A 25,226-nucleotide genomic window follows, 5' to 3' on the forward strand; every position below is an offset into this window, starting at 1 on the left:
TCCTTCCCGGCGGTCACCTGACCGCCACCAGCGGGTGTTCGTAGGGGTGGGAGCGCCTCCCCCCGGCCTCGGGGGTCGAGGTGGGGAACGGCGCCAAGAGCTCCTGGAGCGGGAGCGTGGCCACGCCGCGGGCGACGGCGTCGGCGCCCAGGTCGGCGGTGAGCAGCCTGGCGCTCGAGGGTATGAGGGGCGAGCGGAGGCGCGGCAGGCGGGCCTCGAGACGGGCGACGAGAGCGTCGACGAGAGGCCTCTCCCAGGCGCCGCCCACGACCACGGCCTCGGGGTCGAGGAGGTACTCGGCGGCGACGAGCGCGGGCGCGAGGCCGTCCGCGGCCCGGTCGAGCCACTCGAGGACCAGCGGCTCGCCACGCTCGAGGAGCCTGGCGAGGTCGCCGTAGCTGGCCGCCTCGACGCCGGCGTCGGCGAGGCGCTGGTAGAGGCGGAACATGTCGAAGCGGCGCCCGAGGTGGTCGGCGGAGGCCCCCGGCTGCGCGGGCAGGTAGCCGAGCTCGCCGGCGTTGCCCTGCCAGCCGCGCACGGCCCGGCCGCCGACGACGATCGCGCCGCCCAGGCCGACGCCGAGGAAGCAGTAGAAGTACGAGGAGAGGCCGGCGCCGACGCCGTAGTAGCCCTCGCCGAGGGCCGCCGCCGTGGCGTTGTTCTCGAGGAAGACGGGAGGCGAGAGGCGCTTGGACAGCAGCGCCCGCACCGAGACGCTCTCCCAGCCGGGGAAGCCCTCCGGGTTGATGACGTTGTCCACGGCGCCGTCCGAGATGCGGAGGGGCCCTGGGAAGCCGATGCCGACGCCCCACAGGCGGCGCGGGTCGACCTCGTCGGCGAGCTCCTCCACGGCCGCGACGACCAGGTCGACGGCCTCGTCGGGGCTGGGGAAGCCGCGCTCGACGTGCACGCGAGCGCGCACCTCGCCTGACAGGTCGATCAGCAGGCCGGTGAGGTGGCCGCGGTCGAGGTCGAGGCCGATGCTGTAGGCGCCGCCCTCGCGCACCGAGAGCAGGGTGGGGGAGCGCCCGCGCGCGCCCTGGCGCTGGCCGCTCTCGCGCACCAGGCCGCGGGCGATCAGCTCGCCGACCAGGTTGCTCACGGTCTGCGGGGTGAGGCCGGACCGCTTCGCGACGTCGGCGCGCGACAGCGGGCCGTGCAGCCTCAAGGTCTCGAGCACGGTGCGCAGGTTGTGGACCCGCGCGTGCTCCAGGTTCGTGCCTTTGAGCACCAGAGCCTCCGTCCGAGCCGGCGACGGCCGCGGCGGATGAGAAGGATGGTTTATTTCATCAAATTGATTGCGAAATGTCAACCGCGCGCTCGTCGGCCTCGAGGGCCTGGTCGGGCACGTGCGCGCCGGGGGCGCGGCCGCCGTTATAGGCTTGGCGCTCTGGAGGTCAGGGGTGGCGCTGGCCAGCACGACGTTCGACCGCACGGGCCCCGGGGAGTTCGCCGTCGCCGGCGCGTACCGCTACGACAGGCGCTCGCCCCTGCGCTGGGTCGTGTCGCACCTGCTGCGCTACTGGCACCTCCTCGGCGTCTTCGTCGTCGGGGCGGTGGGGAACTCTGTGCTGTTCTCGGCGGTGCCCCGCCTGACCGGTCGGGCCTTCGACGTCGTGCTGGGCGGCGCCGGCGCCGAGGCCCTGGCGCGGGCGTCGCTGGCGATCCTCGGCGTCGTGGCGCTGCGGGCGCTGACCGACATCGGCCAGGCGTTCTCGATCGAGACGCTGGGACAGCGCCTCGAGCGCGACGCGCGCGACGAGCTCTACCAGGCCCTGCTGGGCAAGAGCCAGACGTTCCACAACAGGCAGCGGGTCGGCGACCTCATGGCCAGGGCCGCGAACGACGTCAGGCAGCTCAACCCGATGATGAACCCCGGCGTCTCGCTGATCACCGAGTCGGGCCTGAGCCTCGTCGTGCCGCTCGTGTTCATAGCGACGATCGACCCGCGGCTGCTGGTCGCGCCCCTCTGCTTCGTCGCCGCGTTCGGCTTCGCCCTGAGGTCGTACATGCGCCAGCTCAACCCCGTCGTGGGCGAGCTGCGCGGACGCTTCGGTGTGCTCAACGCCGGCCTGAACGAGACGATCACGGGCATCGAGGTCGTGAAGTCCACGGTGCAGGAGCCGCAGGAGAAGGAGAAGTTCGAGCGCAACGCCCGCACGGTCCGGGACCTCTACGTCCGCCAGGGCCTCGTGCAGGCCCGCTACCTGCCGCTGCTGCTGATCGGCGTGGCCATCGCCGGCGCCTTCGCCCACGGCGTCACGCTCCTCGGCGCCGGACAGATCACCACGGGCGAGCTCGTCGCCTACATGGGGCTGATGGGCGCCCTGCGCTTCCCCGCGTTCATCTCGATCTTCACGTTCTCGCTGGTCCAGATGGGCCTGGCCGGCGCGAAGCGCATCCTCGAGCTGATCAACGCCGAGGTCGACATGGACCGCAACGAGTCCGGCTACGCCGGCAAGATCCGCGGCGCGATCGAGTTCAGGGACGTCTCGTTCGCCTACGAGGGGTCCGACGAGGGCAAGGAGGCCCTCACCGGCGTGAGCTTCCGCGTCGAGCCGGGCCAGACCGTGGCGATCGTGGGCCAGACGGGCTCGGGCAAGAGCACGATCACGAAGCTCGTGAACCGCATCTACGACGTCTCGTCTGGCAGCATCCTCGTCGACGGCGTCGACGTCCGCGAGTGGGACCTCGACGCCCTCAGGTCGCAGGTCTCGGTGATCGAGCAGGACGTCTTCCTCTTCTCCAGGTCGATCGCGGAGAACATCGGCTTCGGCCTGGGCACGGTGGCCACGCGCGAGAACGTCGTCGCGGCGGCCAAGGCCGCGCAGGCGCACGACTTCATCACGGCCCTGCACGACGGCTACGAGACCGTCATCGGCGAGCGCGGCGTCACGCTCTCGGGCGGCCAGCGCCAGCGCCTGGCGATCGCCAGGGCCCTCCTCACGGACCCCCGCATCCTCGTCCTCGACGACTCGACCTCCGCCGTCGACAGCGCCACCGAGGACCAGATCCAGCGGGCGATCAACAGGGTCAAGGGCGGCCGCACCACGCTGATGATCACCCACAGGCTCTCGCAGATCAGGAAGGCCGACCTCGTGCTCGTCGTGCACGGCGGCCGCCTCGTCGACCAGGGCACGCACGAGGAGCTCATGCGCCGCGACCACCTCTACCGCCGGATCTTCGCGAGGTACGACTGATGGGCTTCATCATGGACGGCCTCGCGGCCGAGGCGTACGACCGCGAGTACAGCGACAGGCAGCTCCTCGGGCGCATCGCCTCCTACTTCAGGCCCTACCTCTGGGCGATGCTCGTCGCCGGCCTGGCCGTGTTCTTCGTCGCGGCGCTCGACGCGCTGCTGCCGGTCATCGTCTCGGTCGCGATCGACAGGCTCGAGGGCGGCGTGGCCTCCGGCGAGCTGTGGTCCCGCGCGGGCGGGCTGATCGCGGCGTTCCTCGGCGCCGCGGTGCTCTCGTGGTCCTTCAACTACGTGCGGCAGTGGCTCTCGGCCCGGGCCGTGGGCGACGTGGTGCTCAAGCTGCGGCGCGACGCCTTCGACGCCGTCATGGCGCGCGACCTCTCGTTCTACGACGAGTTCTCCACCGGCCGCGTGGTGAGCCGCGTGACCTCCGACACCCAGGACTTCTCGCAGGTCGTCACGCTGACGCTGAACCTCGTCAGCCAGGTGCTGCAGGTGGGGATCCTCTTCGGGGTGCTCGTCTACGTCGACGGCCGGCTGGCGCTGCTGGCGTTCGCCATAGCGCCCGTCGTCGTGGCCGTGGCGCTGGCCTTCAGGCGCATCGCCAGGCGCGTGACCCAGCAGGCCAGGCGCGTGCTCGCCGAGGTCAACGCGAACGTGCAGGAGTCGCTGACGGGCATCGCGGTCGCCAAGGCGTTCCGGCAGGAGCAGGCGGTCTACGAGCGCTTCGGCGGCGTCAACCGCCAGTCCTACCGCCTCAACCTGCTGCAGGGCCTCACGTTCTCGGCGATCTTCCCGGTGCTCGGCGTGATCTCCGGCATCGGCACCGCGCTGATCGTCTACTTCGGCGGCACCAGGGTCCTGGGCGGCGCGATCACGCCCGGCCAGTGGTTCCTGTTCGTCGAGGCGCTGGCGCTGATCTGGTTCCCGCTCACCAGCATCGCCTCGTTCTGGAGCCAGTTCCAGCTCGGGCTCTCGGCCAGCGAGCGCGTCTTCGCCCTCATCGACGCCGAGCCGCGCGTGCGCCAGGTGGGCGCGCGCGACCCCGGCCGCCTGGCGGGGCGCATCGAGTTCCGCGGCGTGGACTTCCGCTACAAGGAGCACGAGCCCGTGCTCGAGGGCTTCGACCTCGTCATCGAGGCCGGGGAGACCGTCGCGCTCGTCGGCCACACCGGCGCGGGCAAGTCGTCGATCGGCAAGCTCATCGCGCGCTTCTACGAGTTCCAGGGCGGGAGCATCCTCGTCGACGGCGTCGACGTCCGCGAGCTCGACCTCGCCGCCTACAGGAGGCAGCTCGGCATCGTCCAGCAGACGCCCTTCCTGTTCTCCGGCACGGTGCGCGACAACGTCCGCTACGCCAGGCCCGAGGCGAGCGACGACGAGGTCGTGCGCGCCGCGCGCCGCATCGGCGGCGGCGACTGGCTCGAGGCCCTGCCCAACGGGCTCGACACCGACGTCGGCGAGGGCGGCCGCGCCGTCTCGATGGGCCAGCGGCAGCTCATCGCGATGGCCCGCGTCCTGCTGCAGGACCCGAGCATCCTGATCCTCGATGAGGCCACGGCCAGCGTCGACCCGCTCACCGAGGCGCAGATCCAGGAGGGGCTCGAGGTCGTGCTCTCGGACCGCACCTCGATCGTCATCGCCCACCGCCTGTCCACGATCAAGGGCGCCGACCGCATCCTCGTGCTGCGCGAGGGCGAGGTCATCGAGGAGGGCACGCACGACGCGCTGATGGCGCGCGGCGGCCACTACGCCGAGCTCTACCAGACGTACTTCCGGCATCAGTCCCCGGACTACGACCCACTGGCGGCGCCCTAGTCCCGCTCGGCGCGCTCGCCGGAAGGGCCGCCCGCGCCCTGTGGTACGGGTACGTGCGCTCGCGGGTGGGCCGCCCGCGCCCTCGCCGCGCGGCCCGGAGCCGAGCCGCGGCAGCCGCCGCGCTTGGCCCGCCTCCCGCGGGCGACGTGGACGCCTCAGCGGCGCAGCGCCTCGACGGTCGCGACGAGGTGCCCGATGCGCCCGGCCATGCGCCGCGCCAGCCAGGCGTAGACCGCGGCGGCGGCGCGCGGGTCCTCGCGCCCCATGCGCTCGAGGGCGTCCCGCGTCAGGCGGTAGACGACCGAGGGCTCGTCGGCGCGCACGGTCGCGCCGCGTCCGGCGCCGGTGAGAAGCCCGACCTCGCCCACGGCGTGTCCCTGGCCCATCGTCTCGAGGCGCTCCGGCTCGGCGCCGCCCAGCGACCGCAGGGTCGAGAGGCGCCCCGACGCGACGAGGTAGAGCGCGCCGGCCTCGTCGCCCTGCGCGAACAGGCGCTGGCCCGCCGCCAGCTCGACGCGCTGCAGGTACGGCTCCAGCGCGACGGTCTCCAGGCCGGAGCCGGCCAGCAGGTCGGCGAGCGCGGCCTCGGGGCCGCCGGCGTCGTCCGCCGCGGGCAGAGCGGCGGCCGCCAGCACCCCAGCCTCGCGCTCCTCCAGAGCCGCGTCCACGGTCGGGAACCGCCGCAACCCGGCGGCGTCGCCGCCGGCGCGGTCGATCGCCGCGGCGACGGACGCGGGCGCCTCGGCCAGCCAGAGTCGGCAGCCCTGCGCCTCGGCGCGCCGGTGGAGCGTCCGCAGCGCCATCAGGCCGCTGGCGTCGATGCCCGTGACCCGACCGAGGTCGAGGACGACCGTGTCGACGCGGCGCTCGCGCCACGCGGCCTCCACCCGCTCCAGGACGCGCGAGGTGGTGCCGAAGAACAGGAAGCCCTGGAGCTGCAGCACGAGCAGGCCGTCAGCGGCGGCGGCCAGGGCCGCCTCCTCGGCGGGCGAGCGGCGCACGCGGCTCCTCAGCTCGGCGCCGCCGGCGGCGTACCTGACGGGGTCGATGCGCCCGTAGCTGACTACGAACAGCAGCACGGTCAGCACTAGGCCGAGGGCGACGCCCTGCAGGAACCCCACCAGGGCGATGACGAGGAGGATCGCGAGGACGATCGCGTACTCCAGGGTCGCCAGGCGCCGCCGCTCGGTGACGAGCCAGTCGTAGAGGAACTCCAGGCCGAGGTACGACACCACGGCGCCGATCACCGCCCGGGGCAGGTACCCCACGGCGGTGCCGCCGAAGAGGAGGGCCGCCAGCACCAGCGCCGCGGCGATCAGCACCGACGCGCGCGTGCCGCGCCCGGCGCGGCGGTTCAGCTCGGTCAGCGAGATCACGTGGTAACCGACCAGCCCGCCGAACGAGCCGGCCACGAGGTTGCCGAAGCCCGCCGCCCGCAGCTGCCTGTCGAGGTCGACGCGCCCGCCGGCCTGCAGCTCGGCGGCCGTGACGTTGAGCAGCGTGGCCACGAGCGCCAGCACGGGCACCGCGGCCAGGGCCGGGAGCTGGGAGGCCAGCAGCGGCCAGTCGACGTCGGCCAGCATCGACGGCCGGAAGGGCAGCAGCAGGCCGCGCCCGCCGGTGCCCTCGAGCAGCAGGCCGGACGCGCGCCAGGTCGCCAGGTCGGCGCCGGAGACGGCCAGGACCAGGTAGAAGGCCCCGACCGCCGAGGCCACGACGAGGGGGAAGGCCACGGGCGAGCGCACGCGCCGCATCAGCACCAGGAGGAGGACGGCCAGCGCCAGGCCGGGGGCGACCCTGTACCACCAGCCGGGCCCGAAGGCGGTGCCGAGGTGGGCGAGGTCCACGTGCCGGCCGGTCATCACGCTGACGCCGCCGAGGAGCAGCAGCCAGCCGGTGCCGGCGAGGAAGCCCCCCATCACCGGGTAGGGGAGGAAGCGCACCAGCGCCCCCAGGCGCAGCCAGCCGACGGTGATGAAGGCGAGGCCCGTGGCGAGCGTCGTGAGCCCGGAGAGCGCGGCCACGGTGGCGAAGCTCGCCGCGGGCGCGCCGGCCAGCGCGCCGCCGGCGCCGACGGCGGCGGCCGCGGCGGCGACGATCGCGGCCGGCGTGTCCTGCGTGGAGGCGACGGCCCCGGGCAGCGAGCCCAGGAGGGCCACGGCCGTCATGACCACGAAGCCGCTGGCCAGCGCCAGGCCGACGCCGGCGGCCGTGTGCTCGGGACCGGCGGCGCCGAAGACCAGCGTGCCCACCGACACCGAGATCGTGAAGGCTACGGCCGCGACGACCACCGCCGCGCCGAGGTCGGTGAGCAGGCCCGCCGCCCGCGCTCGCACGGCCCGCGGACCCGCGGGCGCGTGCGACAGGTCGCTCGTCACCTCAGGCTCAGCCTCCGCAGAGGCTCACTAGCGCGCTGTCACCGCCCGCCGCGAACCCCGGCAGCAGCGGCAGCTCGTCCAGGTCCTGGACGGCCAGCGCGGCGGGGGAGCCCACGGGGTCGGCGGGGTCGCCGCCCGCGCACACCGGCTGCTGCGCCTGCTGGTCGAGGGCCGCGAACGACGCGACGACCGGTGCGGCGAAGGAGGTGCCCGCCAGCGCCAGGCCGAGCCGGCCCTGCGTGCGGACCACGACGAGGTCGCCGGGCGCGAGCACCGCGGCGGCGTTCGAGAAGTCCGACGCCGTGGCCACCAGGGCACCGCCGTCCACCCCCTGCGAGCCGACGCTCACGACGCCGGCGAGGGCGGCGGGGAAGAGCGGGAAGCCCTGGCCGTAGTTGCCAGAGGCCGCGACGAACACGACGGAGTCGAGACCCGTGCCGCAGGTCGCGCCGCCCGTGGGCGGGCAGGCGAGGGCGGCGAAGAAGGGGTCTGAGGCCAGCTCCACGGGCAGGTGCAGCTCCTCGGCGAGCTCGTCGGCGGTCGCGCCCGAGACGCCGTTGAGCCCCAGCAGGGCCGCCACGTACTCGTCGAACGTGACCTCCTCCGACCGAGCGAAGTCCTCGAGGACGCCGCAGGGCACCACGCCGAAGCTCATGTTCACGACGACCCGCTGGAAGCCGAGCCCCCGCGCCGTCGTCAGCGCGTCCTCGAGGGCGCGGGCGGCCTCGTCGGTGTCGATGTCCCCAGCGGCCGAGCGCGCGTCGACGGCCTGCACGCGTACCCGCGGCCCCTCGCCGTAGGAGGAGAACTCCACGTAGGGCGCGCCGCCCAGGCTCGCCTCGGTCCCCGCGACGCCGTCGCCGAGCGCGGCGGTGAGCAGCGCGACCACCTCGTGGAGCACGATCGCGCCGTGGCTGATCCTGCCGTCAGCGGCGAGCGCCGCCAGCGCCTCGTCGCTCAGGGCCGCGAGGTCGCGGTCGGTGAGAGCGAAGGGGAGGTCGTAGACGCCGCCGAAGTCGTCGAGGACGACGAGCATGACGTCGTGCTCCGCCGCGCCGAGGCCCTGGAAGGCGTCGACGACGTCCTGGACGCTGAGTGCCTCGCTCTCCAGCGCGCCGACGCTGGCCACGAACAGCCCGCCGGCGCCGACGGCCTGGAGGCCGGCGCCCACGGCCTGGAGGCCCGCGCCGACGGCCTGCAGCCCCTGGCCGGGCAGCGACACCTCGCTGGCCGGGCAGTTGCCGTGCTCGACGTCGAGGCCGCCCTGGCCGGACAGCTCCGCCAGGCCCTCGATCGACTCGGGGACCAGGACCTTGAACCTCACCGTGAACGAGCCTCCGGAGGGGACCGTGATCAGCGGCTCGCTGTCGCCGCCGCCGCGGCCGGGCCCGCCCCGCTCGACGATCCGCACGTCGAGGAAGCCGAGGCACTCGCCGGCCGCCTCGCCGCAGACGGGAGAACCGCCCGAGCCGGGCATGCGTATCTCGAGGCGCACGCGCTCGGCGACGTTCGGGTCGAGCACGGGCCAGGTGAGCGTGTAGGTGTCGCCGGCGAACGTTACGCCGCCCAACGCGGTGCCGAGCACGGGGCCGAGGGGCTCGCCCACGGCCTCCCCGTCGCCGGGCGCCAGGGCGAACGCGGCGACCTCGAGGGGCATGCCCACGACGAACTCGCCCCTGGGGTTGGCCGCGCCCACGGGGGGCAGGAAGCGGGCGCGCAGCGACTCGTCGGGCTTGAAGCCCGCGAGGTCCACGCCCTCCTCGATGGCCTCCTTGAGGCGCTCGGCCGCCGGGTCGACCGTCGCGGTCTGGCAGGCGGTCGACGCCAGCATGACGGCCACCGCCACGACCACGAGGCGCGCGGTGGCGCGCGTTCCGCTCCTGCTATCCGACATCCCAGACCTCCCCCGACGGCGGCCCGCGCGGCGGGCCCAGCGGCGCCCGCCTCAGGGAGCGAGCGCTGAAGCCGTCGGGCAGGCTGCGATGATAGTTTCGCGCGGCGCGTTCCCCGCCGCAGCGCTCACAGCGCCAGGCCCGCGTCGCCTGTTATGGCCCGCTGTCCCAGGGCCAGCGCGACGATGCCGGCGAAGGCCAGCGACCCGGCCTCCCTCTCCGCCGCCGCCCACGCCTCGTCACCGGCGGCGGCCACGGCCGACGCCTTCACCTCGTCGAGCGTGCGCCTCACGTCCTGGTCGGGCGCGGCGCCTATCGAGGCCAGCAGGGCCTCGGCGCAGGCGCACAGCCTGAGCGCCTCGGCGGGGTCGGGGCTCACGGCCGCGAGGCCGACGAGCGCCGTCGCCGCCTCGCGCCGGTTGTCGATGGCGTGGGCGTGGTCGAGGCTGCGCTGGTAGAGGGAGCGCGCGGCCGCGGGGTCGCCGCGCCGCCTGGCGAGGTCGCCGAGGTTGTTGAGGCTTACCGCCATCCCCAGCCTGTCGCCGAGGCTCGTGCGCGAGGCCAGGCTCTGCTCGTAGAGGCTCTCGGCCTCCTGCAGGTCGCCGCGCTGCGCGGCCATGAAGCCGAGGTTGTTCAGGGCCACGGCCGTGCCGGCCACGTCCCCCAGGCGCCGCCTTATCGCCAGGCTGTCGCGGAGCAGCTCCTCGGCCTCGGCGTCGCGCCCGTCGTCGGCCGCGATGATCGCGAGGTTGTTGAGGGCGTTCGCCAGCCCGAGCTCGTCGTTCGCCGCGCGCCTGACCTCGAGGCTGGAGGTGAAGAGGCGCTCGGCCTCCTCCTTCTGGCCGCGGTAGAGCGCGACGCTCGCCAGGCCGTGCAGCGCCCTGGCGCGCGCCGGGTCGTCGCCGAGCTCGGCCGCCACCGACAGCGCCTCCCTGAGCATCGCCGTGGCCTCGGCGTAAGCGCCGAGGTGCCACAGCACGTTGCCTCCCAGCGCCAGCAGCGCCTTGACCAGCTCCTCGCGGGCGCCGAGCCGGCGCGCGGCGCGCACGGCCTCCTCGAGCCAGCTCCTCGCGCCGGTGTGGTCCCCCTGGCGCTCGTAGAGCTCGCCGAGTAGGCGCCGCGCCGTCGTCTCGGCCAGCTCGTCCCCGGCGGCCACGGCGACCGCCAGCGCCTGACGCAGCCGCGCGTCGGCGCCGGCGTGGTCCCCGGCGAACGCCTCCACCTCGCCCATCGCCAGCAGCGCCGGCAGCGCCTCCGGCCCGCTCACGACCGTCAGCAGGCGCTCGAGGTACCCGGTGGCGGCCTCGGTGGCGTAGTTCGCCTTCGCCGCCATCCCGGCCTTCCACAGGTACTCGCGGCGCTTCGCGATCGCGTCCGACCTGTCGTAGTGGAAGGCGAGCTCGTCGAGGTGCGGGTCGGCGGGGCTGGCCACGCGCTCCTCGACGTGACGCGCCACGCGCCCGTGCAGCTCGAGCTTGAGGCTGTGGGGCAGGCTCTCGTAGGCGGCCTCGTGCGTGATCGCGTGGTCGAAGCGGTAGGCGGGGGGCTCCTCGCTGACCGGCACGGCCACGCCGGCGCGCGACGCGGCGGCGACGTCGGCCGCCACGGACGGGGCCGGCCGCTCGGGGCGGCACGCCTGCAGCCACGGCACCGGGAACTCGCGGCCTATCACGCTGGCGACCTTGAGGCTCGCCTGCTCCTGCTCGCCGAGGCGGTCGAGGCGCGCCAGGGCGAGGGCGTGCAGCGTCTGGGGCAGCGCCGCGTCCCCCGACCGGCCGATGTCGCCGGCGTTCTCGACGAGCTCGTCCACGAGGGCGCAGACGAAGAGCGGGTTCCCCTCGGCGCGCTCGAGCAGGCGGGCGAGCAGGGCGTCGCCGACCCAGCCCGCGCCCCGCGACTCCAGCCGGGCCCGCGCCAGCTCCTCGGCCTCGCCCGCGCTCAAGGGGCCGAGCAGCACCTGGGCGGCGCCGGGCAGCACCGACGCGCGCGAGCGCGACGCGCCCGACGTGGGGCGCGCCGCCGTGACGAGGGCGGCCGGCACGTCGGGCAGGTGCCGGGCCCACGCCTCGAGCAGCTCGCCGGACAGCGCGTCGGCGGCGTGCAGGTCCTCGAGCACGACGACGAGCGTGCGCCCGAGGCCGGCCAGGCGCCGCGCGTGGGCGTTCAGCAGCGACACGAGGAGCTCGAGCCGCGACGCCGGGCGCAGCTCGGGCCCGAGGGACGCGACGAGGTCGTTCTCCTCGATCACGAGGTCGAGCACGGGCGCGAGCAGCGGCGCGCGCGGCGCCAGCTCCGGGTCGACCCTGGCCACGGCGCCGGCGACGGCCGCCGCCCGCGCGGCGGCCGGGGCGTCGCGGTCCAGGCCCAGGAGGTCCGCGAACACCGTCGACCAGACGCGGTAAGGTGCCTCGCCGGCGAAGGGCTGCGAGGCGCCGGAGAGCACCTCGAGGTCGCGGGCGCCGGCGGCCTGGAGGGCGGCCGCCACGAGGTGCGACTTGCCCATGCCCGCCTCGGCGGTGAGCTGCACGGCCTGGCCGCGGCCGAAGCGGGCGCTCATCACGGCCTCGACGAGCACGGCCAGCTCGGCCCCGCGGCCGACGACGGGCTGGCGACCCGCCGTCGACGGCACGATCACGGTCGTGCGCCCCTCGGCGGCGATGAGCTCCCAGACCGGCACGGGCTCGGCAGCGCCCTTCACGGGCACGGTCGCCACCTGGCGGAGCTGGAAGGCGTCGGAGCAGGCGCGCGCGAAGGCCGGGCTGGCGTAGGCCGCGCCCGACGGGGCCAGCGTCATCATGCGGGCCGCCATGTTCGTCTCCGGTCCCAGGGCGCCGTAGGTGCGGCGCGACCGCCCGCCGTAGGCGCCGGTGCGGGCCGTGCCGTAGCCGAGGCCGACGCTGACGGCCGCGAGGTAGGGGAAGCGCCCGGCCGCGCGACGGAGCCGCAGACCGGCGGCGGCGCAGCGGTGGGCGTCGTCGCCGAACGAGACGGGGGCGCCGAAGGCCGCGTAGAGGTAGGTGCCCTTGTCGCCGGTGGTGAGCTGCACTACCGCCCCGCCGAGGCGCCCGACCTCCGCCTGCACCCACCGCACGAGCTCGTCGAGCTTGTCGCCGGCCTCGGGGTCGCCGTCGAAGTCGATGCCGGCGAAGCGCATGAACAGCGCCGCGACCGGCCTCAGCTCGGTGAGGAACTCGCCCTGGCCCTCCGCGAGGCGCCGCCTGACGGTGGGCAGCACCCAGGGGGCGAGGCGCGCCTCGTCGAGGGGCGCCGCGGGAGCGCCCGCCGGCTCTTCGGCGCGCTCGCCGACCGGCAGGGGCAGGGCGAGGCGGAAGCCGCCGTGGCCGTCGCCGGTGTCCCGCCGCTCGGCCCGCACGCGCGGGTCCAGGGACCTCATGACGTTGGGGCCGACCACGACCTCGCCCTGCCCCGCCGCGGCGCTGAGGCGCTCGAGCCTGTTCACGGTCTCGCCCGCCACGACGTCGATGAGCTGCACCGCCGGGTCGCCGACCACGTAGCGGCTCACGGGCCCCGCCGTGACGGCGACCCGCAGGCTGAGGCTGACGCGCTCGCCCGCCAGCCCCTCGACGACGACGTCCGCGAACGGCTCCATCGCGGTCTGCATGCAGCCCGCGGCGCGGGCCGCCGAGCGGCCGTCGTCGCCGGGGAAGTAGGCCAGGACCGCGTCGCCGCTGAAGCCGATCACGCTGCCGCCGCCGCGCGTCACCTCCGCGACGAGCGCGTCGTAGAGGCGGTTGAGGTGGCGTGCGACCTCCTCGGCGCCGCGCCGCCGGCCGAGGGCGGCGACGAGCCGGGCGGTGAGGGCCGTGAAGCCGGAGACGTCGGCGAACAGCACGGCGCCCCGTCCGCGCCCCCGCGGTCCCGGGTCGGACCCCGGTCCCCGGCGGTCCTCGGGCACGTACGCGCCGAGGGCCTCGGCCACCGAAGCGCGGCTGGCAGCCCCTGTGTTCACGACTCCCGGGCATAGTACATCCGCGGGGCTTCGCTCCCGCCGCGCCCTCGTGCGAACATCTGCTGGTGCTGCTAGGCGTCCTCCTCGGCTTCGCTCCCGGCTCCGCGATCGGCATCGGCCGCTTCGGCTACGGCCTCGTCCTGCCCCTCATGCAGGCCGACCTCGGCCTCACGCTGGCCCAGGCGGGGCTGGTGGGCAGCGCCAACACCGGCGGCTACCTGCTGGGCGCCGTGGCCAGTCACGCCGTGCTCGGCCGTGTCGGCTACCGGCGCGGCGTCTACGCCAGCCTGTTCCTGCAGGCCGCGACCGTCCTGGCGCTGTGGCTCGGACCGCCCTACTGGCTCCTCCTGGCCCTGAGGCTGGCCCAGGGCGTGCTCGGCGCCCTCGTGTTCGTGGGCGGCGCGGCGCTGCTGCTGTCCAGCGGGGCGCGCGCCACGGCCATGGGCCTCTACTTCGGCGGCATGGGCGCCGGCCTGGTGCTCTCGACGCTGGCGCTCCCCTTCGGTGACGGCTGGCGGACCTCCTGGGGCCTGCTCGGCCTGGCGGCGCTGGCCATGGCGCTGGTCGCGCTGCCGGCGGCGCCGCGCCTGCGGGAGCCGCCGCCGCGCCGGCCCGAGGAGGGCGGAGGCCTGGGCGGTCTCGCGCCGGCGCTCGCCGCCTACGCGCTCTACGGCGCCGGCTACATCGGCTACATGACGTTCGTCACCAGCGGCCTGCGGGCGCCGTTGGCGCAGTTCTGGGTCGTCCTCGGCGTCGGGGCGGCCCTGACCGGCGTCGCCTGGGGGCCGGTGATCGACAGGCTGGGCGGCGCGCCGGGGCTGCGCCTCGTGCTGCTGGTCCTCGCCGTCAGCAGCCTCGCGCCGCTGCTGGCGGCCGCGCCGTACGCGTCGGCGCTGCTCTTCGGCGTGAGCTTCCTCGGGGTGATCACGGCCCTGACGACGCTGTTCCGCGAGCGCCTGCCGGCGGGGGAGTGGGCGCGGGCCATGGGCCTCTCGACGGCCGCCTTCGCCACGGGACAGGCCCTCGGACCGGCGCTGAGCGGTGTCGTCGGCGACGCCCTCGGCGGCGTCGGCGCGGCGCTGTGGTCGGCCACGGCGCTGCTGGCGGCGTCGCTGCTGCTGTCGTTCGTGCCGCTGCGGGCGCCCGTTAGGTCGTGATGGCGCGCCGACCGGCGCCGGTCCGCCGGGCGGCGCGGGCCTCGCGGCGCGCCCGCGCTCAGGTCGTGATGCCGCGCTCGCGCGCCCATACCACGGCCTCCGCGCGCGAGTGGACGTCGATCTTCGCGTAGATGTTCGCGAGGTGGTTGCGGACCGTACGCGGCGTGATCGCGAGCTCGGCGGCGATCTCGTCGTTCGTCATGCCCTGCGAGATGCGGGCGAGCACCTGACGCTCGCGCTCGCTGAGGAGCTCGACGCTGGTGTGGTCCTCCGGCCGCCCCTGGACCAGCGCCAGGCGCTCGACGAGGCGCCGGCTGAACCAGGTCGTGTCGGTCATGACCTCCTTGATCGCCCGCATCAGCTCCTCCTGGGAGCGCTTCTGCTCCGACACGTCGAGGAAGAGCTGGAGCCAGCCGTAGCCGTCGTCGAGCCTGACCCTGTCGCCGGAGGCCAGCACGTCGCGCAGCGCGCCGTCCTGGCAGCGCAGCCTGACCTCGACGCCCTCGAAGCGGGCGCCGGCGGCCACGGTGGCCTCCATGAGCTCGCGGTCGGGACGCGAGGCCCAGAGGCCGAGCTCCCGCGTCGTCTTGCCGACGGCGAGCTCCGGCCCGTAGCCGGTGAGGCGCGTGAAGGCCCTGTTCACGTCGAGGACCCGGCCCTCGCCCTCGGCCGTGATGAAGGCGGCGACCGGGCTGACCTCGAACGCCTGCTGGAAGCGAAGCTGGCTGCGCCTCAGCTCCTCGGTGCGCTGGCTCACCTGCCGCTCCAGCTCCTGGTTCATCCGCTCGAGCTTGCGGTTCGCCCTCTCGAGGCTCAGGTTCACCCTGGCGAGCTCCTCCTGCGCGGCGCGGCGCTCGATGAGGTCGGCCGCCTGACGCGCCAGCACGTCGAGCAGCCGGAGCTTGCGCTCGGACGGCTCGTGCGGCCTGTCCCAGTACGTCGAGATCATGCCGACGACGTAGCCGTCGCGCGAGAGCAGCGGGGTCGACTGCCCGCTCCGCATGCCGCAGGCGAGCGAGACCTCGAGGTCGCGGGTGCCAGCCATGAGCGACGAGGTCTCCATGTCGGGGACCACCACGCGCCTCCCCGAGGCCAACGCGGCGGCGCAGGAGGTGCCGGCGTTGGCGGCGACGACGCTGAAGTGCACGCGGGCCTCGGGCGTGAAGCCGCGCGAGGCGAGGAGCTTGAGCTGCTGACGCTCGGAGTCGAGCATCTGGATGCTGCCGAAGCGCGCCCCCATGACGGAGACGGCGGCGTCGAGGAGCTGGCCGTAGAGCGACTGGATGTCGTCCTCCTCGATCAGCCGCAGCGACGCCTCCTGCAGGCGCCTGGCGTCGGCCAGCTCGCCCATCAGCTCCTGCCGCGACTCCCGCAGCGCCGCCGTCGCACGCGCGCGCTGCATCGCGGACCAGGTGCGCTCGGCGACCTCGGTCACCAGCATGACCTCGCCGTCCTGCCACCGGCGTGGCTGCGGCGCGGCCACGCTCAGGCACCAGATGGGGTTGCGGGGTCCCCGATGGAGAGGGACCGTGATGAACGAGGCGATGCCGACGGCGAGCAGCCCGCGTCGGCGGGCCTCGGGCAGCGCCTCGCGCGCGGCGACGTCGTCGACGACGTGGGGGCCGTCCTCTAGGGGGTTCATTAGCTCGGCGAACGCCGAGGGCCTGAAGGTACCCGCGGGGACCATCGCGCCCTGCACGGCGTGGCCGGGACCGAGGGTGTACGCGTCGCTGGCCTCGTCGAACTCGCCGACGAACGCCATGCCGGCGCCGAGCCGCTCGCACAGGAGGCGCGTGGCGAGCCGGCCGACCTCCTCCTCGTCCTCGAGCACGCGGAAGGCGTCGCTGAGCTCGAGCAGGAACTCGTGGCCGGGCCGCTCCTGCTCGGCCATCCGCCGGGCCGCGTCCCTCTCGACGACCACCGCCGCCAGCCTGGCGGCCGTCGCGACGAGCCGCCTCTCCCAGGGGGCCGCCTCGCGCTCCTCGGGGAAGCAGAAGTGGACCTCCCCGAGAAGCGAGCCGTCCGACGCGACGATCGGCTCGCCGTGGCAGTTCCGGCGCGGCCCGTGCTCGGCCTCGCCCGCGCCCTCCAGGCGCACGCTGGCCGTGGTACCGGGGCTCAGCCTGGTCACGGCGGCGCACAGCACGGCCAGGCAGTCGTCCAAGGGGCGCTCGCGGGAGGCGAGCTCGAGCATCTCGGCCTGCACCGCGAGGAGCTGGCGGTCGCGCTGCTCCTCGGTGACGTCGACGGTGACGCCCCACCCGCGGGCCGGCCGGCCGGCGCCGTCGCGGGCCAAGCGTCCGCGGACCGAGAGCCAGCGGGTCGCGCGGTCGTGCCACAGCACGCGCACGTCGAGGACCAGCGGCTCGCCGGACAGGGCGGCGTCCACGGCGGCGTCGAAGGCGGCGCGGTCGTCCTCCAGTACGTGGTCGCGGGCGGGCTCGCGGGACCAGGCCCCGTGGTCCTCCGCGGGGCCGAAGACGTCGCGGTGCGCGAGGTCGCCGGGAGCCTTCACGCGGCCCAGGTCGACCTCCCACTCCCACGCCCGTCGCCACGGCACGGGAGCGACGGCCCCCAGCCCTCGGGTCTCCACGCCACAGGGTACGGGACGGCGGGCGGCCACAGCGGTGCGCTGTGCGTCAGTCGCCCGGCGGTATACCGGATGGGTCTACCTAGCCGGCGCCCTCCCGGGCCGCCTCTCAGCGCACCTCGATCTTGCGGGCCTTCATCGCCTCCTTGGGCAGCGGGACCGTCACCTCCAGCACGCCGTCGGCGAAGCGGGCCGTCACCGCCTCCTCGTCGACGCCCTCGGGGAGCGGGATCACGCGCTCGAAGCGCCCGTAGCGCCGCTCGCTGCGGAGCACGCCCTCCTGCTCCTCCTCGTGCTCCATGCCGCGTTCCCCGGAGATGCGCAGCGCGCCGTCGAGCAGCTCGATGTCGATGTCCTCCCGCCGCAGGCCCGGGAGGTCCGCGGTGACCTGCAGGCCGTCGGCCGTGCGCCGCACCTCGACCTCCGGCAGCCACGTCCCGGCGAGGCCCGCCCAGCCGCGGCGGCCCGCCAGGAGCCCCGGCCCGGGCCAGAGGTCGCCCATCATCCTGTTCATGTCCTCGACCATCGAGCGCATGAGCGTGAAGGGGTCCCTGGCGTAGGCGCCCCGCATGCCCGGCATCGGAGCGTGCCGACGCGCCAGCTCGCCCCTCGAGCCGCCCCTGGCGGAGCGCCCCTCGCTGGAACCGCTGCCAGCCTTGCCCCTGTCGCTAACGTCGCCTCTTGCCATCCGGCGCCTCCCTCCGTCGACACCGGTATAGCGCCGGGCTCTTAGAGGAGCCTGTGTCTGCCGGGACGAACCCGGAGGAGGGTCGAGGGTGCGCGCCGCCGCCGAACGGCGCGCGGCCGGCCGGGTCCTTCGCGCGCCTCGCTCGTCCGGGGCCCCGGCGCCGGCGAGCCGGGCGCTGCGGCCGGCCTCACTCCGTCTGCGCGCGCTCCAGCGGCTCGTCGAGGACCGCGTGCAGGACCCGGGGCGCCTGGTGCACGTAGAGGCAGTAGACGGTGCTGCCGCGGAACGCCGCCGCCGTGTAGATCGCCTGGCCGGTCGGCCAGGTGGCGGCGACCGCCTCGGGGGTCTCGACGACGGCGACCTCGCTGGCGCCGAGCGAGCCGGCCACGCGCCGCACGCCCTCGGCCTGGGCGACGCCGGGCGGCAGCTCGCCGGTCACGTAGGTGAAGACCATGTCCGGGTGCAGGGGCGTGAGCAGGTCGACGTCCTGCACGACGTGGGTCTCGGCGCGGCAGCGCCGCTCCGCGACGTCGCTCACGTAGGTCCAGCCCAGGGCCCCGGGCTGGGGCTCGCGGGGCCTGACGAGATGGTGCTGCAGCAGGCCAGTGACCTCGTCGTCAGGGTGCTCGGCCATCTGCCGCCAGATGACCTCGGTGGCGGGGCGGTAGCGCCAGGGGTCGGCGCCGGCCCACAGCAGGGCGGAGACGAGGTCGGGGCGGTCGGCGCGGATCGCGTAGGCGAGAGGCGTCCAGTTGGCCGCGGTCACGTGGTTCGGGTCGGCGCCCGCCAGGAGGAGGGTGGGCACCAGGTGCGGCGCGTGCTCGATCGCGTACATGAGGGCGGTCTGCCCGTACTCGTCGGCGTACCAGACGAGGCGCTGGTCGCTCTGGAGGGCGTCGTGGACCGCGGTCACGTCGCCGGTCTTGACCAGGCGCAGGAACTCCTCGCCCGACATCGCCCCGGCGGAGGCGAGCAGCGCGAGGATGAGGGTCGCGAGGGCCTTGCGCACGGCGGCAGGCTAACCTCGTGGGCGTCGGCGCTCAGTATGGTCTCATCACATCTTCACGAAGAACGTGCCGGTGGGAACGGGGCGTTCTTCCCGTCGCCGACGTAAGGTCCGGCCCGGACGGGACGTTCTCGGACCACATCGTGTGAAGTTTCGCGCTCGCGCACCCCGGGGCTCGCCCCTTCCGCTCGCGCCCGCCGCGTGCCTCGCTCAGGCGGCGGCCGCCGTGCGTACCGGCGCGACGTCGCTGCCCTGCAGCGCGTCGTGCCAGGCGTCCTGGCGGTTCGTGAGGCCGGTGATCACGAGCACGAGCAGCACCGCCGCCGCGGCGGCGAGGACGTCGTTGGCCTGGGCGAGCAGGTTGCCCCAGACGTAGTCGTCGACCCTGACCGGGTCCCGGAGGAGCAGCCCGACGGCGCGACCGGTGGCCAGGTAGCCCAGCCAGCACGCCCACCAGGCCTTCAGGAGGGTCGGCACGGGCTGGGCGCGCCAGTCGGCGGGGTCCTGGCTGGCGCGCCAGGTCTCCGACATCGCCCGGAACGGCAGCCACAGGTAGGCGACGGGCACGAAGAACCAGGCCACGGCCGCGAACGGCGAGAACGCCATGTCGGTCGCGCCGATCGCCCTCGCGCCGACCTTGGCCAGGTAGGCCCAGGCGGCCACCGCCGGCACGCAGAGGAGGAACGCGAGCGTCTGGATGCCGGCGAGGGCGGAGCGCGTGCCGTCGACGCCGCTGGCCTCGGCGGACGAGACCGGCGCACCGGCCCTGACGCGCAGCAGCAGGGACAGCTCGCCGAAGCCGGCGACCACGTTCACCACGGTGATGAAGGTGAAGAGGATCAGCAGCAGGATGGCTAGGTTCGCGACGAGGCCGAAGCCGCGCGGGCGAGTGCGTACGGTGGCGGACATCTCCACTACCCCCCGAGGCGCGCGTCCCGGATGGGACGCCTGGTCTTCACGAGCTAGCGGATGATACCGGGGGAGGTCTTACGGGTTTCCCACACGCGGCGGGTCGTCCACGGCAGCGGGTCGGGGCCCGCCACCGTCGCCTCTCCCGACCAGGCGGCGGAGCCGTAGGCGAGCCGCCCGGGGCAGAGCGAGGCGTCGGTAGGCAAGAAGAGAAGCCCGTCGCAGACGGGCTTCCTCTGGTCGGGGTGGCCGGATTTGAACCCACGGCCCCTTGACCCCCAGGCAGCGACCGGCCATCTGGCCGAGTGCGCTAAGTCGACTTCGTTATGGCTGGACCGCATTTCAGGCGGTCCGCAAGTACGCCTTCTAGCCTGTCTTGGAGCCCCTTACGGGCAGCACGACACAACGACTGACCCACTAATCACGAGCAGTGACCCTCCGTGCTCTTCATCATTCCTTAATGTGGCCCGAGACCGAAATACGCCACAGGACGCGTTGGGACGCCACAGAACGCCTTGGGGCGCTACAGGCAGCATTGCGCATGAGAACTTGATTAGTGGCAGTGACCTCGACCCAAGCCAGGCCATTCTTGCCCCGTACGGGGTGCTACCTTACTTAACGGAGCGCGACGGACGGTGCTATCCGCATCGTGCAGAAGCAGCTTCAACAATCAAAGGACCGACGACGGCACATCCCCGCCAAGAGAGAGCCGCGGCCGGTCCGACTCGAAAGGAGAGTCACCCATGACTCTACACAGCCAGCGGCGGTTTGCAAGCGTTTCGGACGTCTCCAAGCTACTCGGGCTGCCGAGAAGCACCATCTATGACCGGGCAAGGGATAAGCGCCTTCCAGGCGTAGTCCGCGTCGGTCAGCGAATCTTGTTCGATCTTGAGAAGCTCGAGCGCTGGCTAGAAGCTGGCGGCGACTACGCGGAGCCAGAAGCGGCATGAATAAGCCCGCCGATGGGCGGCGGGCGCGGACAGACACGGACAGTGTAGCGAAGCCGAAAGTCTGCCCTTGGCCCTGCCTCGACGCCGACCTGCATCACGAAATCAGGGACGAGTCCAACGTTGTCCGAGGTACCTGGTGCGAAGTCTGCGACCAGGCAATCACCCGGAGCGAGTGGTACACGCACCTCCAGGGGGCACCGCGTGACGCGTCCCCTCTCTGACCCCACTAACGCCAGCAGCCGCGCCCCAGACGGGGCTGCTGGCCGCCGACTTGACGCAGGATCAAGAGGCGGGCCCCGCGGCTGCCTCGAGCCGGAAGCCTTAGAACTCCTCCAAGCCGTCCGTCCAAACCGACCGGCAGACCTCTACCAGACCTTTCCCGAAGCTCCGGGCGCCAGGGGATACCCTCAACAGTTCCAGAGCTCTCGGCTGACGGCAGGAAGAGCGCTCTCCCTCCTCAACGAACATGGGCATGGAGTCTTCTACGCCCTCTCGGACTTCAGCCAGCCGCGGCGCACGATCGAGAATGTCGCTCGCGTTTTCCACTTGTGGCAAGACTTCGACGGCGTAGAGACGCCTGCGGGATTCGCGTTAGAGCCTCACGCTGTGGTCGAAACGTCTGGGCCTGACCACCGGCAGGTGATCTGGCGAGTAGGCGGGCTGCCTCAGGACGCCGGAACCCACAACCGGCTCCTTGAGGCTCTCTGTTCCACGCTTGGGGGCGACCCGGGGGCGCGGGGTCTCAACCGAGTGCTGCGGCTCCCCGGCTACTTGCACCTGAAGCGCGGGCCGCGCCGCGTTAAGCTGATTCACGCCTCGCAGCACCGCCCCTACACACTGAAAGAGGTCTATGCGGCTTGGCCGGCTCTTGAGGAGGCCGCGCAACCACCGAAGCAGCCTAGACCCCTCCCCCTCTCGCCAGGCGACACATCCGCTTACGTGAAGGCCGCGCTCAAGGGCGAATGCGAGAAGGTCGCCGGCACCGTGACGGGCTTGAACAGCGCCCTTACAGCCGCTTCCTTCAGCATCGGGCAGCTTGTCGGCGCGGGAGCGCTGGACGAGGGCCTCGCCAAGTTCGCTCTCCTTGACGCCGCGATGCAAGCGGCCTCGCACCCTGGTCGCAGTCACCCATTCACCGACCGCGAAGCCCTCACGGTCATCACGCGCGGGCTACGCGCCGGGGCAGCGCGCCCGCGCCGACTCGAGGCGCGGCGATGACCGGCGAACAGGACCACCTCGAGCTCGACGGAGCTGCGGTGCTCGACGCCGTGCGCGACTTCATCGCCCGTTTCGTCGCGTTCCCGAGCCAAGCTGCGCTGATCAGCGTGACCCTCTGGGTAGCCATGACTCACATGGCTACCCGCGTTCACTCCGCTCCGCGCCTCGCACTTCTCAGCCCCGAGCCCGGTAGCGGTAAGAGCAGGGTTCTGGAGGTTCTGGCTCTCCTAGTGGCGAAGGCAATGTTCGTCTTCGGCGCGTCGGCGGCCGCCATCTTCCGAAGTCTCGCGGCTGAGCCTCGCACGCTTCTCTTCGATGAGGTCGACGCTGTGTTCACGAAGCGCAGCAAGGACTCGGACGCCAACGAAGACCTCCGCGCACTCCTGAACGTCGGCTATCGACGCGGAGCGACGATCCCAAGGTGCGTGGGCCCTAAGCATGAGATTCAGAACTTCGACGTGTACGCGCCAGCCGCCCTCGCCGGGCTGGGCGAGCTTCCCGACACGATCATGACGCGCTCCCACATCGTCCGAATGCGGAAGCGCTTGCCTAGTGAGAAGGTAGAGCCCTTCCGCTCCCGCCTGAACGAACCACAGGCTGCGCCCATCGCCTCCGACCTCGCGGCCTGGGCTGCCATCGTTGCCGACGAGGTCGGCATGGCATGGCCGGAGCTACCCGAGGGGGTGGTCGACCGGCCAGCCGAGATCTGGGAGCCGCTGATCGCTATAGCCGACGCCGCGGGAGGGCACTGGCCTCAGTCGGCCAGAGACGCATGCGTTGAGATGCTCAAGGTCGCCGCGGAGCGGGACGTCAGTCTTGGCGTGCGCCTCCTCGTCGACCTGCGGACAGTCTTCGGCGAGACAACCGCTATGACCACAACGGACGTGATCAACGGCCTCGTAGCCCTCGAGGAAGCACCGTGGGGCGATCTCTACGGCAAGACCATTCAGCCGCGCACTCTCGCCAGGATGCTCCGCCCATACGGCGTGACGTCTACGAAGGTGAAGGTAGGCGGAAGAAGCCTTCAAGGCTACCGGCGGGAAGACCTGTGGGACGCATGGGAGAGGTACGCGCCTCTCCCACCCTCTCCCGCACAAGCGGAACCTGCGGAACCCGTGGCGGTCAAGGCCATAAGTGCCCACGGGCAACGCAACAGCGGGGTTCCACATGCGGGTTCCACATCGAGCCATGCGCCGGAACCTTCGGAACTCGCCAGTTTGAACAGGGTTCCCCAGGTTCCGGAGCGCGAGAGCGACCAGAACCTGGAATCGGCCGCCCCCACCGGCTTGATTCCGGAGGTTCCACAGGTTCCTGACTTGCGGGGAGCGGAGCGAGAAACGGCGCCACAACTGACCGGACGCGCTCGCCTTGTCGCCCTCGACCTGACGGACCTTGACCCCGCCACCGCTCACGAGCTCGCTCTAGCCAACCTTCAAACCCTCGCAGCCGAGCGGGTGAAAGTGCCAGCCGCATGGTCCGAAGCGGCAAGCACCGAACCTCACGCGATTGCGGTCGCGACGACCCTGGCGCTTGAGGACCTGACGTCAGCCGGGAAGCTCACAGCATCAGTCTCTGCTTACTCGCAGGCGGCCGGAGCCGCTCTCGAGGTGCCAGCATGACCACGCCGAAGCAGCCTGTGAGGGGTCGTGATGCTTGACGGTCACGACCCCCTCCTCGAACTCTTCCTCCAAGCCGAGGAAGACGACCTCAAGACCCGCCGCAAGCTCGAGAAACGCGCCGAGTACGCCGAGAGGCACCGACAGCGCAAAGCCGGCCATACGGGTCCGCTCGTCTGCCGCCTGGCCGTCCCGCGCCGCCTCTGGCCGGCCGTGCACTCCCGAGCGATCGAGGCGGCCGTGAAGATCACCACCGACCTCCTGCCGCCCGGCGTGACCTCTCCCGTGGTCCTTACAACGTCCGAGTCCGGTGCGGCCGTCCTATGCGCCGCCGCGCCCGCGGTCGCCGTCCTAGGGTCCGAGGTGGCCGCGTGAGCGAGCAAGGAACCGCCCACCCCCTACCCGCCGACGTCGCGGAGCAGATTCCCCGCCGCCTCCGTCTTCGGCACCTGAGCCTCCTACTGGACGAGAAGCCGAGCGTCATCCGCTACTGGCTCGACAGCGGCATCCTTCCAAGCCAACAGCGCGGCTTCGCCGGCCATCGCTGGGTTGACCCGAACGACGCGATCACGTTCGCCGTCGCGGAAGGCATACCGCCCGAGCGCCTCAACTGGCGAGGAGTCGTCGAGCTGGAGCTCGGTATGGACGCCGACGAGAACTGAGCCCTACGGAAGCGCGGTTACTGCAGTTGCTGTGGTAGCCGCGCTTTCGCGTGGCGCGGCCGTACTCCCGCGGCGGACGATGCTCGCATGACGACTAGCGACAAGCTCCTCCTAGCTGGCGTGGGCCAAGCCCTAGAGGCGTTCACGGCCGACGCACCGGAAGAGCAACGAACCGCCGAGGCCATACGCAAGGAAGCCGACCAGCTCTTCCACGACCTCGAGTCGTTCGACTCCAGCATCTCCGAGATCAAGTCGGACAAGCGCCTGAGCGACGTAGGCAAGGAAGAGCGTCTAGCGCCCCTCCGCGACCAGCTCAGGCAGAGCCTCGAGGCTAGGGCCGCCGCCGTCGAGCGCCGCGTCGCGGAAGTCGAGGCGCGAGCGCAGATCACGCCGCCCGCTCTCGACCCCGACCCGGCCATCTCGGAAGCCCGCCTAGCGAACGCCCGCAGTGACGCTCGCATGCTGCTCGACTCAGCCGGCGACCGCGCCGCGGACGTCATGCGGCAGATGGTCGAGTCGAACACCGATCCCGCCGTCACGCACCTGCTCATGTTCACGAACTGGCCGAAGCTGTACCTGCAGAGCCGAGGCGGCAGCGCAGCGACCGGCATGCTTTGGGACCAGTACAGGGTCGAGCTCCTCGAGCGCGTCTTACCGCCCGACCAGGCGGCCCAGGCGCGAACGGCTAAGGCCCTCAAGCACCTGAAGCAGGCCGCGCAGATCGCCAGTCACGCCCGCCACTTCGCGCTTGCCGACAGGGGCCTCTAGCGTGCGGCAGGATTGGTACTCCCCGACCACCGTCGGAGCTCGCATCGCTAGGGTCCGCGGCATCGCCCGGGCGGAGGGCCGCGCCCTCGAGGTGTGGGAAGGCGACGGCCGAACCCCGCAGGGTTTCACCTGCAACGCGCATCCTGGCCGGTCGCTCTCCATGCGGGAGCTGCGCGAGAGCCCGCCGAACCCGCGGGCGTGGCGGTACGTCGTTCCCAACGGCACGGCCGCCGCGGAAGCCCAGAGGACGGAGCAACGGAGACGCAACGGCGGTGCGATTGCCGCTCTGGACGACGCTCTCGCGCGTGCGCTTGACCGAGCCTCAGGCGAGCGGAGGGCGGCATGAGCGATGCGGCATGGCCGCCCGGGTGGAAGTTCATGCCAAGCGGCTACGTCGGGTGGGGC

General features: G+C 73.0%; 16 protein-coding genes. 8 read left to right on the forward strand and 8 right to left on the reverse strand.

Annotated features, from left to right (window positions below):
- Positions 1–13: 13 nt before the first annotated feature.
- Complete coding sequence (locus VF202_04355) at positions 14–1,231, reverse strand: ROK family transcriptional regulator (protein HEX7039325.1); 1,218 nt, start codon at positions 1,229–1,231, stop codon at positions 14–16.
- Between the two features lie 67 nt (positions 1,232–1,298).
- On the opposite strand from VF202_04355, the gene VF202_04360 reads away from it, so the two are divergent.
- Positions 1,299–3,200: an ABC transporter ATP-binding protein gene (locus VF202_04360; GenBank protein HEX7039326.1), complete on the forward strand. Its 1,902-nt coding sequence runs from the start codon at positions 1,299–1,301 to the stop codon at positions 3,198–3,200.
- Entirely contained in the window at positions 3,200–5,017 is a 1,818-nt protein-coding gene (locus VF202_04365; protein ID HEX7039327.1) for an ABC transporter ATP-binding protein, read from the forward strand. The genes VF202_04360 and VF202_04365 overlap by 1 nt, the downstream gene beginning before the upstream one ends.
- A 155-nt stretch (positions 5,018–5,172) precedes the next feature.
- On the opposite strand, the gene VF202_04370 is transcribed toward VF202_04365, so the two are convergent.
- From VF202_04370 to VF202_04380, 3 genes are all read right to left on the reverse strand, one after another.
- Positions 5,173–7,395 (reverse strand): SulP family inorganic anion transporter, encoded by a 2,223-nt coding sequence (locus VF202_04370; GenBank protein ID HEX7039328.1) that lies wholly within the window; start codon positions 7,393–7,395, stop codon positions 5,173–5,175.
- A 7-nt stretch (positions 7,396–7,402) separates the two neighbouring features.
- Positions 7,403–9,289, reverse strand: coding sequence for a S8 family serine peptidase (locus tag VF202_04375; GenBank protein HEX7039329.1), 1,887 nt, complete (start codon positions 9,287–9,289; stop codon positions 7,403–7,405).
- Between the two features lie 125 nt (positions 9,290–9,414).
- Complete coding sequence (locus VF202_04380; protein HEX7039330.1) at positions 9,415–13,257, reverse strand: tetratricopeptide repeat protein; 3,843 nt, start codon at positions 13,255–13,257, stop codon at positions 9,415–9,417.
- A gap of 65 nt (positions 13,258–13,322) precedes the next feature.
- Here VF202_04380 and VF202_04385 point away from each other — a divergent pair, with 65 nt between their 5' ends.
- On the forward strand, positions 13,323–14,414 hold the full coding sequence (locus VF202_04385; protein ID HEX7039331.1) for a YbfB/YjiJ family MFS transporter: 1,092 nt from the start codon (positions 13,323–13,325) through the stop codon (positions 14,412–14,414).
- A gap of 58 nt (positions 14,415–14,472) precedes the next feature.
- Here the strand turns inward: VF202_04385 and VF202_04390 are convergent, their stop codons facing one another.
- The 4 genes from VF202_04390 to VF202_04405 form a co-directional block, all read right to left on the reverse strand.
- Positions 14,473–17,007, reverse strand: a complete 2,535-nt coding sequence (locus tag VF202_04390; GenBank protein ID HEX7039332.1) for a GAF domain-containing protein — start codon at positions 17,005–17,007, stop codon at positions 14,473–14,475.
- Between the two features lie 106 nt (positions 17,008–17,113).
- A complete protein-coding gene (locus VF202_04395) occupies positions 17,114–17,692 on the reverse strand; it encodes an Hsp20/alpha crystallin family protein (GenBank protein HEX7039333.1) in 579 nt (192 codons plus the stop codon).
- A gap of 187 nt (positions 17,693–17,879) precedes the next feature.
- Positions 17,880–18,701: an ankyrin repeat domain-containing protein gene (locus VF202_04400; GenBank protein HEX7039334.1), complete on the reverse strand. Its 822-nt coding sequence runs from the start codon at positions 18,699–18,701 to the stop codon at positions 17,880–17,882.
- A gap of 207 nt (positions 18,702–18,908) precedes the next feature.
- Positions 18,909–19,607: a DUF4328 domain-containing protein gene (locus tag VF202_04405; protein ID HEX7039335.1), complete on the reverse strand. Its 699-nt coding sequence runs from the start codon at positions 19,605–19,607 to the stop codon at positions 18,909–18,911.
- A 1,889-nt stretch (positions 19,608–21,496) separates the two neighbouring features.
- Here VF202_04405 and VF202_04410 point away from each other — a divergent pair.
- The 5 genes from VF202_04410 to VF202_04430 all read left to right on the forward strand — a co-directional run bounded on the left by VF202_04410 (position 21,497) and on the right by VF202_04430 (position 24,821).
- A complete protein-coding gene (locus tag VF202_04410; GenBank protein ID HEX7039336.1) occupies positions 21,497–21,775 on the forward strand; it encodes a hypothetical protein in 279 nt (92 codons plus the stop codon).
- The gene (locus VF202_04415) at positions 21,772–23,394 is read left to right on the forward strand and encodes a DUF3631 domain-containing protein (GenBank protein ID HEX7039337.1); all 1,623 of its coding nucleotides are present in this window, start codon (positions 21,772–21,774) and stop codon (positions 23,392–23,394) included. Before VF202_04410 ends, VF202_04415 begins: the two co-directional genes overlap by 4 nt.
- Positions 23,395–23,424: 30 nt before the next feature.
- Complete coding sequence (locus VF202_04420) at positions 23,425–23,766, forward strand: hypothetical protein (protein HEX7039338.1); 342 nt, start codon at positions 23,425–23,427, stop codon at positions 23,764–23,766.
- A complete protein-coding gene (locus tag VF202_04425) occupies positions 23,763–24,053 on the forward strand; it encodes a hypothetical protein (GenBank protein ID HEX7039339.1) in 291 nt (96 codons plus the stop codon). The genes VF202_04420 and VF202_04425 overlap by 4 nt, the downstream gene beginning before the upstream one ends.
- Before the next feature lie 87 nt (positions 24,054–24,140).
- A complete protein-coding gene (locus VF202_04430) occupies positions 24,141–24,821 on the forward strand; it encodes a hypothetical protein (protein HEX7039340.1) in 681 nt (226 codons plus the stop codon).
- Positions 24,822–25,226: the final 405 nt, after the last annotated feature.

It is taken from the genome of Trueperaceae bacterium (assembly GCA_036381035.1).
Lineage (GTDB): Bacteria > Deinococcota > Deinococci > Deinococcales > Trueperaceae > DASRWD01.